Here is a 13,893-nt window from a genome sequence, read left to right as displayed (position 1 = left end):
ATTCCACAGCACGCTAAATTATCCTGTCCGGTGTTCATGATTTTCCAGAAACCTGCCAAGGAGAAAAGAAAGTTAAAAACATTTATGCCACCATGGTACCAATATGTGTGGTGCCCTGATGATCGAGTTATAGGGCAAGCTAGCAACTGGTGGCAGGATAAAGAGGAAGTTATCAGGATCAAAGCTGAACTGCATAAAATCATCAACGGTGTGAAAGGGAAGTATTTCGTAGATGTCGAAGTGGAGTTAGATAGTTGATTATTTTGAAGTCACATAAACGAGCGAGGACCACACTATCGGGGGGCTGCCGATTATTACGGCAGCCTGGTATCGTTGTGCAATATTTCGATTTCCAAGGATCAATTTTAACGGGCAGTTTGAGTTGAAATTTACAAGCTCCTCGAATTTTGTACGTCTTGCCCGTTATTTAGTTGTATTGAATTAACAACTTCCAGGGAGATGTGGGATCAAATGGGACGCCTTCATTTCCCGTTACCCTCATCGTACAGTTAAACCGCCATCGATATTGAGAATGGTCCCGGTGACCCACTTTGCTTCATCAGAGGCCAGATAGACTGCTGCATGCGCCACATCCTCTTCACTTCCAATGTGCCCCAGCGGGTATGCGCTTTGAACATAGTTCTGATATTCGAGAAGCTGTTCTTGATTCATCGTATCAAGCCACTTCCGGAAAGTCGATGTGTCAACAGAACCAGGAGCAATAGCGTTAACGCGGATATGGAACTCACCCAACTCGTTGGCGAGCGCTTTTGTGAGCGTATTGATTGCACCACGTGTCATCGAGTAGGCTGATGAAGGGCGTCCGGCAATCATTTTTTGGGACCAATAGGTTGAAATATTGAGAATATTCCCTCTCGTTGCCCTCAGTGCTGGCAGCAAGTGTTGAATGAGAAGAAAAGGGACTTTGATATTGAGGTTCACCATTTCATCCAAGAGGCTCACTGAAAGGTCAGGAAGAGGTTTGAAATATGCCACTCCTACGTTGTTGACTAACACATGTATCTGGCCATTTGTTCGCTCAAGCAGTGTTGCTGTCAAATGTGGAATGCTTGCGAGATTATTGAGATCGGCAGAGATTGTCTCGACTGAGACACCTTTCCTCTGTAATATTTGCTTTGCATGGAACAATTTTTCTTGATTGCGAGCGACTAAGATAAGGCTCGCGCCATTTTCGGCAAATGTCGAAGCGATGGTAAAACCGATCCCATCGCTTCCTCCTGTAATCACAGCTGTTTTTCCCTCTAATCGCTTCATAATGGTTCCTCCAAAACATATAAAATTAGTGCGCACGGTTACGCTACGAGCTGTCACTTTGGTGGAAGTGCCTTCATGCCCGTTCAATACTCTATCGTATTACTGAGTTGGGGCGAGATGGATAGGCTATTTGCAGTGGCAATTTAATAAAAGGGCTAATAATGCTTTTCATGTATAGGTTTTGCGGTAGAATCCATTGTCAATCTCCTTCGACCATAGTTTTGTTGAACCTGCACTCAATATAGATTAAAATTAAACGGAGAGATCTCCTTTTTATATTAAACGGAGAGATCTCCACTTGTCAATAATGTTCGAAATTTAACATTAGGGGTGTTTCTATTTTGGAGAATACCAAGCAAACTCAGCCACGTATTGAACGTCGTGATGCCGCCGAAAATCGTCGACGAATATTGATTGCTGCCCATAAACTTTTTGAGAAAAATGGTGTGGCGCAGGTAAGCATGAATCAGATAGCCGTGGAAGCCCAGATCGGCCCGGGCACACTATATCGTCGTTATGCCAATAAAGGTGAATTGTGTTTGGATTTAATAAAAGAGAGCGTTCTTCAACTCTTTGAGGATATAGAGATGTATCTATTACGGAATCAGCAAGAGCCGCCGGAACAACGGTTAAAAGGAATTCTCAGAATTTTCATGCCCTTCATTGAGAAGAAAGCACAACTACTTACCGGAGGTACAGATTCCACGTCAGCTAAGCGACTTCCGTATCAATCACAGAACCCTCTATATAACAAGATGCATCAAATTACAGTCGGATTATTCGATGAGATGGCAGCGGTGGATGATTCAAGCCCTAAGAGTTTATTTAAAGCAGATATGCTGATGACGGCCATAAGTATTGATTCGTATTTGTTTCAAAGAGATGTTCGTGGTTATTCACCGGATGAATTTTTGGAATACCTTTGCTCTACTTTCATTTAACTTCAATAGATTATCGGTACCCACGAGGCCAGAAGCCGTTATCTCAAAGCTACGTTTTCGGTAATCACTGCATGTCCTTGTCCTTAATCGGTAATGGATGTAAGTTCTTGTCTGAGCAAAAGGACAAGAACTTACATCCACGAATGCCATGAAAATAACTTCTTTAACATACTCAATGATATCCTGAACCTTACAGTCCAAGGCCTCACAAATTCTATTTAAGGTGTCGAACTTCACACCATCTGTTTCTTCGTTGTATAGCTTGGCAATGCCATTTCTATGTAATCCGGTTAAACGGGACAGATCAGCAATGTTAATTCTTTTTTCGCCCATAAGACGAGATAAATGGACTTTAAATTGATAAAGGCGCAACATTCTTAGGACAGCCGATTCAGGCAGCCTGTCAAAATCCGGAGCAGCATAAAAGCTTAACAGCCACTGTTCAACCTCTTTAATATCCAGCAGCTTTCTGTTTAATGCTCTTGTTACAGCCGCAGCAATTCTCTCATCCTCCTCGTAGAGGTAAATTTCGTCATTGGAACAAATTTTGCACTGCAGAACCTCAAGAATCCTAAGTAGATGTTTTCGTTCTATGTAAGGTGATTGAACAAGATCCTCAAATGCATCTGCCGTATGAGCCACCGAATGTGCCCACCCTTTTCCTGCGACATATCCTCTTGTGTCCTTTTCAGATTTACAATAGTCGATAAGTCTATCATAGATCTTCAATATATCCTGTTGCGTAAGAAAAGAGCTTTTCCTGTCCGAGATTAGAATCAAAGGGATGATTAACACGGAAAAGGATCTGGTAAAAATAGAATCCGTCCCCTTCTCACCAATTCTGTAAAACAGGTGATTTTCATCCATAGCAGTGTGTAAAAGTTCCTTAAGCTGATCAGGAGAAAAGAGATCTGCAAGCACCCATTCAGAAAGCAACGAATAAATCAGTTCATCTCTTAGAACAGCATCCGTACTTCCGATATGGTTCATCATATGCGTGGACAAACCATACAACTCCGTGTTTTCGGGTCTCTTGCCACCCTGATCCTTGATTTTAATTAATGTTACTTTCAAATTTAGCTCATCATTAGTTGTTACCAATTACTACACCCCTCATTTATCCTGCCTGTCTAACTCGCTCAATCGTCTCACGAACATCCGTTGGCTTCAAATAAAACAAAATCGGATGTAACTCCTGAATCTGCCCCGCAATCTGTAATACATGCTGAATAAAACGGTCATTCCCGGCATCATGCCGGGCGAGTAATGCACATCCTGGATTCTGTAAAAAACAGCATTCAAATATCGTGATCATTTCTTTTCCCCGCTGACCTTTAACAAAAGACTTCCAACGATTAATCATCAACTCGCAATACTTTTCTACGGGTATTCCATCGTAAATTTCATAATGCCGAATTTCTTCATACAAGCTGGATGGTATTCTATTCTGAGCTGATTGCTGCGCAAGCGCATATGCGATTATAGAATCGTTCCCGTCCAAAGTTATAAATGAATCAATGTAATGAAACACATCGGAATAAATAGATCTCAGCCTATCAAGCACCTGGTTCGGCATATATGCAACGGATTCATAATCGGCGGGATGCAGTAAATCCCCTTCCAAAAACAGTTCCGATTTTACTTTATGCGTATTTAAGATGTCATGTATGTATCTGGATAATGTGGATTTTCCGGAGCCAGGTATGCCTTCCACAATAACCAGTTTTGTTTTCTCAGGTGATGTGTTCGTCATAGTGTCACATCCTTTTACGTCGGCAGTTTTACATATATTTAGCCGAGAAAGCCCTTGCCTTTAGGTATGGGATGAATCGGCTTCGAGCAAGAACAGCCTTTGGGCCGTTCCATTGCTCGACAAGGCTTCATTTGATATAATGAAAACAGGTGTTCGCTCTTTTGAAAACAGCATAGATATGCGGTTGCTCGGACTTAAAGAGGACTTTCCGAGCGTAAAATCTATGGAGTCCGTCAAGCGCAAGACGTAAAAACATTTGAACACCCCTCTGTGGCAGATGGTAACAGTCTGCCAGCCTAAGATGCTATACGCACTGTCTTAGGATGGGCTGATGACACAGCCCCGAACTTGGGAGTTGCACGAAGCAGAAATGAATTGAGTGCGCTAACGATCCAAGAATCCCACGGCTTTAGTCGTGTGGAGTGTCAATACTTCTTTACTCGTATCATCTGCCGTTCTTTCCACTCAAACTCATTCCCCAATGTAAATGTGGTTAGTTCAATGACGAGATCAAGTTCCTTTTTAGGCATGTCATTGAATCTCTCCAATCCATCAGCCCAGCATGAATAGAGTTCAAACTCTTCGCCTGTCTCCATATGATGTGCAAGATAATTGAACAGCTCTACTAAACACTTTTTACTTGTCTGGTACAAAACGGGGTGTGAGCTTTTAAGCTCATCATTCATTTCGAAGGAGCCGCCATCCGGATTCACTTGATACACCAGCCTATTTTTGAACATACGTGAGGAATCTTGTCCGGTGAGAGGCCCGGTTATATATAATCCGGCTGCATCCTCCTCTGTCTCATAAATCTCTATAAATTTATCCCCGTGCGGGTATTTTTCCAGTAGTGTTTTCATGGGGAAACGATCCTTCTCAGCTGGATTCACATGAGTTACGTAATCCATAAGTGTCATTACCGTTCCATTCTTTCCGAATGAGCCTGTTGGAAGCTCACGATTTGCAGCTATATAATAGAAAAGTGTCACAGTGAAGCTCTCATCTCCTTTTCCAATTCACCAAATATCCTTCACCATAAGCAAATGAATATCGATGAGCTCATACCCTAATGATTTATACAGGTTAATCGCAGCCGCATTCGATCCAATAACGCCTAAAGTAGCCTCGCTTTTCTGCTTCTGATCCCTTAGGAATTTCAATGCCTCAACAATGGCGAGCTTGGCAACTCCTCTTCTTCTCCACTCTGGAACGGTAAAAATTTGTTCGGTCGCACTTCTTTCAGAAGATATTCCCCAGGTCATGCAGCTGCTGATCGGTTGATGATCATGGAATGCAGTGAATGTATCCCATTCTGAACCATGCTGAAACCAGGTTAATCTTTCTTTACTCCAGGACTCACCATCAAAGCCATCCTTCTCGGCTTGCAGGTAAAGGTTCTTCTCCTCCTCGGATTCCATTGCCCACCTCTTCACTTCGATTCCATAGCGATTAGAGAGTTCAGGCAGTGGTTTAGTTAAGTCTCGCCTCATGATCAGATAATTTAATTCGTGGTAGAAGCCATTTAATAGTAAGAAGTCAATATACTGAAAATCGTTATGAGAACAGGTATGGCCGATTTGGATACGTTTTAGGGGATACGATTGTTTGATCTCCATAGCCCTGTCCGTAATCCGGTCAAATAGATCGGATTCCAAATGATCGCAGCCCTGAATAGAATCCGTGTCGAATAAAAATCGATGAATGTATGCAGCATCTTTTCCTTCCCGACCCAGGTATTCACATGAATCCGTTGGCTCCAGGTGGCCGGATGCAACAACTCTGCCCTCTAGCTCTGCGCAAAAAATATTAGCTGGTTTGAAGTCTTCATTGTATTGATAGGCCAGGTTAAAAAGTAAGTTGAACTCCGCTACGTCCTTTGCATCTTTTGGCTCGTAATTACGAATGTTTGCTTCCATGACCGGCTCCTTCATATTTAATGTTACTTTTACCTTACATTAATAATATTTAAGCCAGATAATAATTCATTCCCTGAATTTCTAGAAGTTCGCTTGGTCTTTTAACCCCCCCATACTTCTCCAAACAAAGCAAGAAATTGTATAACTCAGGAATTCTATATTTTCTCTCTTATCCCTGCATATTAATGAAATAAAGGTATTATGTTGTGAGTAGTTCAACTTTTCTGACTTCTCGTATTATGATGGTCTATCGGCTACATAAATGAATAAGCTGCCGTCAAACCGGCAGCCTATTGTTGATTGAACTATTTAATTTACCAAAGTTCCTGCCTCATCCTACAATACTTTCAACAACCGGATAAGAAACCACATTTCGATCCCGATAAGTTTGATTGATGACATCCGGCTTTGTGCTTAAAATTCCGTTCTGCAAAATGACGGATTTAAAACCTCTTTCAATAGCACCGTTATAAGTGAAAAGCACGCAGTGTTCCGCAGCAAAACCGGCTACAATCACCAAGTCAATGCCGTTATTCACCAAAATTTGTTCCAAATCTGTTTTCCAAAAGGCATTGGAATACTCCTTCGTAAGACGGATATCCTTCTGATCTACTGTTATTTCAGGAATAACCTCCAATAGTTCGGAGCTTGTTTCATCGCTTCCTTCAATGTCTTGAATATGGACTACCAGATGATGATTTGTACGCAGCAAATCTGCGACATGGTTAATATACTCACATGCCTCCTGGACATTGGGCACTTCCAATTGATTTTTCAGAAATATGTTTTGCATGTCTACAATTAGAAATCCAATTTTCATTCGTTGTCACCTCGTTATTTTAATTTCCCGGCACGCCGGGATAGACGACCGCTGACTCTTTGCGATCCGACAGGTTAATCCTCCTTTGAAGAACGGTATATAACCTTCTACTTTAGGTTTCCAATCTCTTAACCCCAAGTTCTTTTTTCATTGATCTCCATTTTCTGTTTGAAAGCCTGATCCAGATCGATACCGAGCTTATTCGCCAGGTCAAAAATATTCCACACCACATCATACATCTCATGCCCCAGGTTTTCTTTCTTTTCTGCATCCGGATGGAAGGAGACGGATAGAACCTCTTTAGCCAGTTCCCCCACTTCCGTCATAAGATAAAGTGTCCTCTGCTCAATCGTACTTTCATCGAATCCCTTGTCCTTGCTGTATTCTTTTACGTATTGTTGAAACTCTGCTGTGTTCATTTCCCCGTTCCTCTCTCCCCAAACATTTACTCCCTTCTATAATACTATTAAAATTCTCCCACAACACCTACAACCCATTGACCGCAACTCGCCCGATATGCAGCCTAACCCGGAATACCCGCTGATACGGGTGCTGACTACGGAGGCTGGCATCGCTCTGGGCATCATGATGGGGACGATCATCTTGCTGGTGCTGTACAACCGTCGGCGAGCTCTGAGAAGCCGCTTTGACCGTGCAGACAAGGAGATTGGTCTTTGAACAAACGGGAACTATAATGGGAGCTTGCTTCAAGGCTGCTCCTCTATTGGTGCTTGAAGTAACAGGCTGTTTAGTTGAAAGTATACTATAGGTTCATTTATAGTGATGGTTAGGATGGACAACAGGAAAAGAGGGAACGAATGCCTACTATACTGGTTGCTGACGACGATGCGAACATTCGCGAACTCGTCTGTTTATTTCTACGCAACGACGGGTTTGCAACAGTCGAAGCCGTGGATGGCAAGGAAGCACTGACCGTCTATGCCTCGACGCATGTCGATCTTGTAGTACTCGATATTATGATGCCGATTATGGATGGTTGGACGTTATGCAAGGAGCTCCGCAGAGCCAATCCTGATCTTCCGTTACTTATGCTGACTGCGAAAGGCGAAACATGGGAGAAAGTGAAAGGTTTCGAACTTGGGACAGACGATTATTTGACGAAACCATTCGATCCATTGGAGTTGACGGCTCGTGTTAGGGCATTACTGAAGCGATACCGGATTGGCTCAACGCAGACGATCCAGTTCGGCAACGTCATCCTTGATCGGCAGACCTATAAGGTGATGAAAGGGACGGAGTCGCTCACGCTGCCGCTCAAGGAGTTCGAATTGCTGTATAAACTTGCTGGAACACCCGGACAAGTCTATACACGCGAGCAGTTGATCGATCAGATTTGGGGGATCGATTACGCTGGGGATGATCGGACGATAGACGTTCATATTAAACGCCTGCGCGAACGGTTCGCGACTACACGCGAATTTCGCATCGAAACGGTGCGTGGGCTTGGCTACCGGCTTGAGGTGTACGAATGATCAGATCCTTATATACACGCGTCGTCCTGACATTTCTAGTCTCCGTAATCGGGGGCACGACCATTTCCTTTTATGTGGCAACTTGGGTATTTAAAGATAAATTGAACGAAAACATGCAAATCCCCTTACTTCACTTCAGCCAGGACGTTGCCCGGATTTACGAGACATTACCGTTACGTGAAGCGGACAATTTCTTAAGTGGAATGAATCAGCTCAAATCTTATCATATTCGAATTTACGAAGAAACGGGTCAGTTCCAGTCTTACGGAGCGCTTAACGGACACAATCCTGCCACTGTCACTATGGAACAAGTAAAAAAAGTACTGGATGGAGAAGTTGTTATAGTCAATCCGATTGATGCTACTGCTAATCTCTTGGGGATGCCGTTAACAACTGAAATGGGAACGAAAGCGATGTTTGTAGAACCGATTGGCCACCCTTCCACCTCTTTTATCATAAAATGGATTTTGAATATTTTGACCTTTTCGTTGGTAGCAGGAAGCCTATCGATTCTGGTTGCCGCCATGTTCCTTGTAAGACCGATCAAGAAGCTGACTAAAGCGACTAGGCGTATAGCAGCTGGAGATTTCAACGTGAAGCTGAATATTAAGCAAAAGGGTGAGCTAGGTGCTTTGGCTCGTAGCTTCGAAGAAATGATGCATGATCTGCAGCAGCTTGAGCAGATGCGTAGGGAATTCGTATCGAACGTGTCTCACGAAGTTCAGTCGCCGCTCACCTCGATATCCGGTTATGCTCTGGCGCTCAAGCAAATAGACATCACAGATACCGAGCGAAGCCGCTATCTTGATATTATTATCGCTGAAGCAGATCGGATGTCCAAGATGAGCGACAGCCTGCTAAAGCTGAGTTTGCTTGAATCGCAGTCACAGCAACTGCGGCTCGTCACATTCAGCCTTGATGAACAGATCAGACGAGTCATCGTCGCGATCCAGCCGCAATGGACGGCTCGCAACATCCGTTTCGAGCTCAATTTGAAGGCCGTTCGACTAACGGCGGATCATGATTTATTAAACCAGGTATGGACGAACATACTCGGCAATAGCATCAAATTTTCCAGGGATGACGGCGTTATTAATGTCAGCATCAAGCAAGATATCAAAAACGTGACAGTCCGAATATCCGACACTGGCATTGGTATTTCCCTCGAGGACCAGAAGCGTATATTTGAGCGTTTTTTTAAGGCCGATCGTTCCCACAGTCGTAAGTATGGCGGCAGCGGTATGGGACTCGCCATCGTTAAACAGATCGTATCACTTCATCAAGGCGACATCCGAGTGGAAAGCGAGCTCGGCCGAGGGACGACAGTCATTGTCACCTTGCCAATCACAACGCCGACAGAGTAATTAGATTCATGTTGTACAGTTCGGATTGGCTCAATGCTATCCCCTTATTCTCCATGTTACGGCATCTTGTGCAAACATCCTTGCATGTGACGCCGCAGCATTTTTTTGTGCTTGTTCATACTCCGTTCATATTGCCGTCATAAGGAGTACATCTTCGTCGTATAAGCTTTCCTTAGCGGCTCGTTAAGGCAGCCCAATAAACCGATGAGGGAGATGAAATCCGAAGGATGCCCATGTCATTATTACAATGAACGTTCGATCTATAATTACTTCATAAATTAGATTGTGACGTCAATTTAAACTGGAGGTTTTTTAGCATGAGTAAAAGCTGGTGCCAACTAGCGTGCGGGAGGCAGGCCGGATTAGCCGTGAATTCGTACGGAGCGCACCTTCGATCCGCTTTATGGGCGTTGTGCACTCCCCAGCGACAAGAACTGGCCGCATCAAGTGAAAACGTTGCAACCAACACGATCGGAGGCTGGAAATGAGTAGCCCTTCCACTATGCCCCAAGTCCGACCTGGCTGGCCAGAAATTCTAACTGCACTGGTTCTCTATCTGATCGGCATTATCATGCTCGGTCTTTGGATGACGCAAATCCCTGACGAGCAAGCCATCTTGCGAATTAATATCGGGGGTGTAGGCAATGGTCTCGTTGGCCTCGCCGCCTTGTTCGCAGCCTACGCCCTGCGAGTTCGTAATCTGCGCTCTTTCGGTTTTCGGGCGACCGAACGGAAATGGCTGCTTGTGGGAGCCGCCCTCGGTGTTGTCGCGTTCGGCGGATGCTTCATTATAGAGGGAGTGTATTTTCACTTCATCACCGAGCCGAACAACCAAGCGGACTTCCAGGCGGCGGCGAAAGGTGGCGCGTTCTCACTTTTCGTTCTAATGATCACTGGCGCCATCCTCACGCCGCTCGGCGAGGAGTTTGTATTCCGTGGCGTTATTGCCAATGCGCTGAACCGTTACGGAGCATGGGCCGGCGTGGTCGGCAGCGCTGCAATCTTCGGCGTCGTTCACGGATTCAACGTCATCCTGCTCGACGCATTCATGGTCGGCATCCTGACGGGCATACTGTTCCGTAAGACGGATTCCGTCTGGCCCGGGGTCGTGGTGCATATCGTGTATAACGGCCTCAATCTTCTCTACTATTCTACGCTATAGATCTAATTTCATGAGACTTCGTGGCAGAGACAAACAGCTCGGTCAACTGCGCGCGACCGTGGCAGTCTATGATCGTAGTGTTATAGCGTAGATGTAGTGCTCATCATCGTCGGGCGTGCGCATGAGCGATTTAACGCACTTAAAAAAGACTTCAATGTCCCACCGCATTCGGTAGTGTTCTATCATAGAGAAGACACCTCTTCTGTGTGGTAGTGATTGTTCGTCACTCTCACTTTACCAAACGAAGCGGTGTTTTTCTGTTTTCGTCAAGCTGACCATCATTAACTCTTCAAACTCAGGCGGCACAAGGACCAATCACGATTTTGTCTCTGCGAAAGTTGAGTTAAAAAGAATAACTCTTTTCCTTTAATGATTCAGCTTCATGAGCCATTGCCTTCTGCATATTGATGATTTTCTTGAGGTGCTGAACCCGTTGTTGAAGCGCAAGGTTTAATGGATCACCATCAAGCTGCACAGATAATGAGCAAAGCTGAGGCACCTCCCACACGCTTCGTAAAGCAGCGCTCAAACAATAACCATATCGGGCCAACTCCACATTTCCTTGCCAGCCCAATTCTCTCATTCCTTTAATATAGAAACTGAATAAAGAATCCCGATAAGCTTCATATTGATCAACAGGAATCACATCTAAACTCACATTTACGCCAAACATTTTGCCTAAATCCTCACCAATGCCTGAAACACTCAGAAACTGCCAATCCATCAGCACCAGCTGTTCGTAATCCGAAGTCATTTCGATTAACATGTTCTTATGTGACAAGTCTTGGTGTGCTAATACACGCGGCAGCCTCTCAAGAGAGCTTAGCTTGTAATCCAAATCTACAGTCAACACCTGCAACCATTCCCATGCGGACTTTACTTCTTCATCCTGTAGTCGGCTTAGGAATGATTCCGTTCTTGGCGCATACATTTGGCTTGAGGTCGTCCATGATTTTAGCCATCCCCTGCAGATCCATGCCTCATTTGGCATTGCTCTTGCGGTAAGATATTCAGCGTTGAACATGCCCAACTGATGTGCAATGAACTCGAATTGCTCTTTGGTATGGGCAAAATGTCCCTTTACATGCTCCATCCATAACCAGACCATTCCATCCTGCTGTTCTTCAACAAGATAACGGATCGGAGCTCTGATTAACCCGGGAAGGTCATCAAGAAGATTGGATTCGAACAAAAGCGCCTCGCGGCGCCAATAATTGTGATGCTGAGGATTGTTTTTTTCTTCGCTATCCGGCTTGATGACTTTGAGAACAATGGACCACGGCAGATATTGGTTGTCAGATTTTACGGCTCCAAATAGATGATATATCCCTTCTGTCGTGAAGTTCAAAGCTTCATTTCCTAAAGGTTCACAAGTGAACTCATCCAACTCAAAGCGAGTGTCCCCAAATATCTTAAGAAGACAGACATAAAGCTGGTCTGTCTTTTCCCCGATAGGCAGGCTTGTTTTATTTTGTATTCGCATCAATCGTCAATCCTCCTTCCTTACCGGCTCTGACTCTGAACAGCAACACCTACTCCCAGTCCAATATAGATGGACCCCACGATCTTGCCTCTCCATCGATTAAGCCAGGATATCCGCTTGACCAGCCGCCCGAGTAGACGCACGCTCATTGCAATCATTGTTGTATACATCGCACTAAGCAGCACGAAGATTAAACCAAGGATTAAGAATTGGAAAAAGGATGATCCCCGCTCCGGTTGAACGAACTGAGGTAAAAAGGAGAGAAAGAAAAGGGCGGTTTTCGGGTTTAAAACTTCAACCAGGATGGCCTGACGATAAGAACTTAAATTAGATACAGGAGTTACCTTGGGAAGCTCGGGATCTGAGGGTTTCTCCAGAAAAGCGCGAATACCTAAGTAAAGCAAGTATGCCACCCCTGCAAACTTTACAACATTAAAAGCTAACGCAGAAGTCATCAAAATGGCAGAGAGTCCTACAGCTGCAAACAAGGTATGAATCAAGTCCCCGGTAGCGATTCCAAGACCGGCCATAATCCCTGCTTTACGCCCGCTCTGAACGGTACGGGTCACGGTTAAAAGAACAGCTGGCCCTGGTATTAAAAACAGGCTGAGTACGATAACGACAAACGTGCTCAAGACAGAAATTGTGAACATTTGGTTCCCTCCATCAGGTTAACATTTTTAAATAATCCGCTTTAAGTATTCCGTATAACACCAAATCCTCATACCTTTCCCAATTAAATATATGTTGCTAGAAATTTTAGTAAGCTGGCCGTTAACTCATTAAATTCTCAGAATTCACAAGAGATAAAAATTCATCCTTATATTTAGGATGGCACGCAATGATATACGGCTCCGGATTCATTCCTTCAAAAGTATCACCTGAAAAGTCCATTACCATAGCTCCAGCTTCTTTCGCCATAAGTATGCCTGCATATAAGTCATCACCTTCGGAATTATACAGCACGATGCCATCCAGATCACCGCGAGCCAGCATACACCAAAGCAGTGATGGAGCCCACAGCCTCAATACTCGCTTAAAAGTCAGATCCAGTTTATGCTTTAAGTCCATTGCTCGCTGCTCTTTCTGTACGTGGTGCCCTTGAATCCATCCTACAGTCATTCTTCTTGGATTTGGCTGTTTGAATGCCGCATCCGGCTTAATCGAAAGGGGAATTCCGTTGCGTGTCGTTCCTTTGCCTTGTTCAGAAACGTAAATATCCCCCAAGTGGCTGTCATATATAACTCCCAGGAGCGGTTGTTTATTATGTATAAGGGTTATAGACACACCATAGACCGGAAGGCCGATCGCATAGTTGTTGGTGCCATCCAGAGGATCCACCAGCCAAAGCCATTCACCTTCCTGTCCCGTCCAGCCTGTCTCCTCGCTTCGTATTTGATGATCCGGGAACCGGGATAAAATTTCAGATAAAATCTTCTTTTCCGCAAGATGATCCACCAGAGTGACTAAATCACCATGCTCCTTCTCGGAGATTTCTTTTTCTTGATCAAAATATTCCTTGGCCAGTTGTCCCGCATTCTTGGCAGCCTGGATAGCAAGCTCTTTAGCAACAGATAGTACATCCTCCATCATATGACCTCCATACTACTAAAATATGTGCTATTTTGTTGTTATCTATCTTCTATAACGTGATCTTATTTCCTTTATCGTATTAGCTGCTGGGTC

The 13,893-nt window shown here is 44.3% G+C and carries 16 protein-coding genes; 6 read left to right on the top strand and 10 right to left on the bottom strand.

All coding sequences use genetic code 11. The features are described 5' to 3' along the window. The first annotated feature begins 36 nt into the window (after positions 1–36). Positions 37–258: a hypothetical protein gene (locus tag ACE5KN_RS17100; protein ID WP_375526205.1), complete on the top strand. Its 222-nt coding sequence runs from the start codon at positions 37–39 to the stop codon at positions 256–258. Between the two features lie 240 nt (positions 259–498). Here the strand turns inward: ACE5KN_RS17100 and ACE5KN_RS17095 are convergent, their stop codons facing one another. Next, a complete protein-coding gene (locus ACE5KN_RS17095; RefSeq protein WP_375526204.1) occupies positions 499–1,275 on the bottom strand; it encodes an SDR family NAD(P)-dependent oxidoreductase in 777 nt (258 codons plus the stop codon). Positions 1,276–1,616: 341 nt separating this feature from the next. Here ACE5KN_RS17095 and ACE5KN_RS17090 point away from each other — a divergent pair, with 341 nt between their 5' ends. After that, positions 1,617–2,216, top strand: coding sequence for a TetR/AcrR family transcriptional regulator (locus ACE5KN_RS17090; RefSeq protein ID WP_375526203.1), 600 nt, complete (start codon positions 1,617–1,619; stop codon positions 2,214–2,216). On the opposite strand, the gene ACE5KN_RS17085 is transcribed toward ACE5KN_RS17090, so the two are convergent. From ACE5KN_RS17085 to ACE5KN_RS17060, 6 genes are all read right to left on the bottom strand, one after another. Beyond that, positions 2,172–3,317: a DUF2785 domain-containing protein gene (locus ACE5KN_RS17085; RefSeq protein WP_375526202.1), complete on the bottom strand. Its 1,146-nt coding sequence runs from the start codon at positions 3,315–3,317 to the stop codon at positions 2,172–2,174. The genes ACE5KN_RS17090 and ACE5KN_RS17085 overlap by 45 nt on opposite strands. A gap of 16 nt (positions 3,318–3,333) precedes the next feature. After that, on the bottom strand, positions 3,334–3,969 hold the full coding sequence (locus ACE5KN_RS17080; protein WP_375526201.1) for a P-loop NTPase family protein: 636 nt from the start codon (positions 3,967–3,969) through the stop codon (positions 3,334–3,336). A 425-nt stretch (positions 3,970–4,394) separates the two neighbouring features. Further along, on the bottom strand, positions 4,395–4,958 hold the full coding sequence (locus tag ACE5KN_RS17075) for a hypothetical protein (protein WP_375526200.1): 564 nt from the start codon (positions 4,956–4,958) through the stop codon (positions 4,395–4,397). A 27-nt stretch (positions 4,959–4,985) separates the two neighbouring features. Further along, positions 4,986–5,885 carry a GNAT family N-acetyltransferase gene (locus ACE5KN_RS17070; protein WP_375526199.1) on the bottom strand — a complete coding sequence of 300 codons (900 nt, stop codon included), beginning with the start codon at positions 5,883–5,885 and terminating at the stop codon, positions 4,986–4,988. Between the two features lie 331 nt (positions 5,886–6,216). Next, positions 6,217–6,705, bottom strand: a complete 489-nt coding sequence (locus tag ACE5KN_RS17065; RefSeq protein ID WP_375526198.1) for a cysteine hydrolase family protein — start codon at positions 6,703–6,705, stop codon at positions 6,217–6,219. Between the two features lie 128 nt (positions 6,706–6,833). After that, positions 6,834–7,124, bottom strand: a complete 291-nt coding sequence (locus ACE5KN_RS17060; protein WP_375526197.1) for a MazG nucleotide pyrophosphohydrolase domain-containing protein — start codon at positions 7,122–7,124, stop codon at positions 6,834–6,836. Between the two features lie 130 nt (positions 7,125–7,254). Here ACE5KN_RS17060 and ACE5KN_RS17055 point away from each other — a divergent pair, with 130 nt between their 5' ends. The 4 genes from ACE5KN_RS17055 (at position 7,255) to ACE5KN_RS17040 (ending at position 10,724) form a co-directional block, all read left to right on the top strand. Then, a complete protein-coding gene (locus ACE5KN_RS17055; RefSeq protein WP_375533120.1) occupies positions 7,255–7,383 on the top strand; it encodes a hypothetical protein in 129 nt (42 codons plus the stop codon). Positions 7,384–7,523: 140 nt separating this feature from the next. Beyond that, complete coding sequence (locus tag ACE5KN_RS17050) at positions 7,524–8,198, top strand: response regulator transcription factor (protein ID WP_375526195.1); 675 nt, start codon at positions 7,524–7,526, stop codon at positions 8,196–8,198. Next, positions 8,195–9,562, top strand: a complete 1,368-nt coding sequence (locus tag ACE5KN_RS17045; RefSeq protein ID WP_375526194.1) for a sensor histidine kinase — start codon at positions 8,195–8,197, stop codon at positions 9,560–9,562. Before ACE5KN_RS17050 ends, ACE5KN_RS17045 begins: the two co-directional genes overlap by 4 nt. A 502-nt stretch (positions 9,563–10,064) precedes the next feature. After that, positions 10,065–10,724: a CPBP family intramembrane glutamic endopeptidase gene (locus ACE5KN_RS17040; protein WP_375526193.1), complete on the top strand. Its 660-nt coding sequence runs from the start codon at positions 10,065–10,067 to the stop codon at positions 10,722–10,724. A 343-nt stretch (positions 10,725–11,067) separates the two neighbouring features. Here the strand turns inward: ACE5KN_RS17040 and ACE5KN_RS17035 are convergent, their stop codons facing one another. From ACE5KN_RS17035 to ACE5KN_RS17025, 3 genes are all read right to left on the bottom strand, one after another. After that, positions 11,068–12,207 (bottom strand): phosphotransferase, encoded by a 1,140-nt coding sequence (locus ACE5KN_RS17035; protein WP_375526242.1) that lies wholly within the window; start codon positions 12,205–12,207, stop codon positions 11,068–11,070. 20 nt (positions 12,208–12,227) lie between these two features. Further along, positions 12,228–12,860: a LysE family translocator gene (locus ACE5KN_RS17030; RefSeq protein ID WP_375526192.1), complete on the bottom strand. Its 633-nt coding sequence runs from the start codon at positions 12,858–12,860 to the stop codon at positions 12,228–12,230. A 121-nt stretch (positions 12,861–12,981) separates the two neighbouring features. Continuing rightward, a complete protein-coding gene (locus ACE5KN_RS17025) occupies positions 12,982–13,797 on the bottom strand; it encodes an inositol monophosphatase family protein (RefSeq protein ID WP_375526191.1) in 816 nt (271 codons plus the stop codon). Between the last annotated feature and the right edge of the window lie 96 nt (positions 13,798–13,893).

Source organism: Paenibacillus terreus, assembly GCF_042138595.1.
In the GTDB taxonomy this organism is placed as follows: domain Bacteria; phylum Bacillota; class Bacilli; order Paenibacillales; family Paenibacillaceae; genus Paenibacillus; species Paenibacillus terreus.
This window is presented reverse-complemented; position numbering and strand designations above follow the sequence as displayed.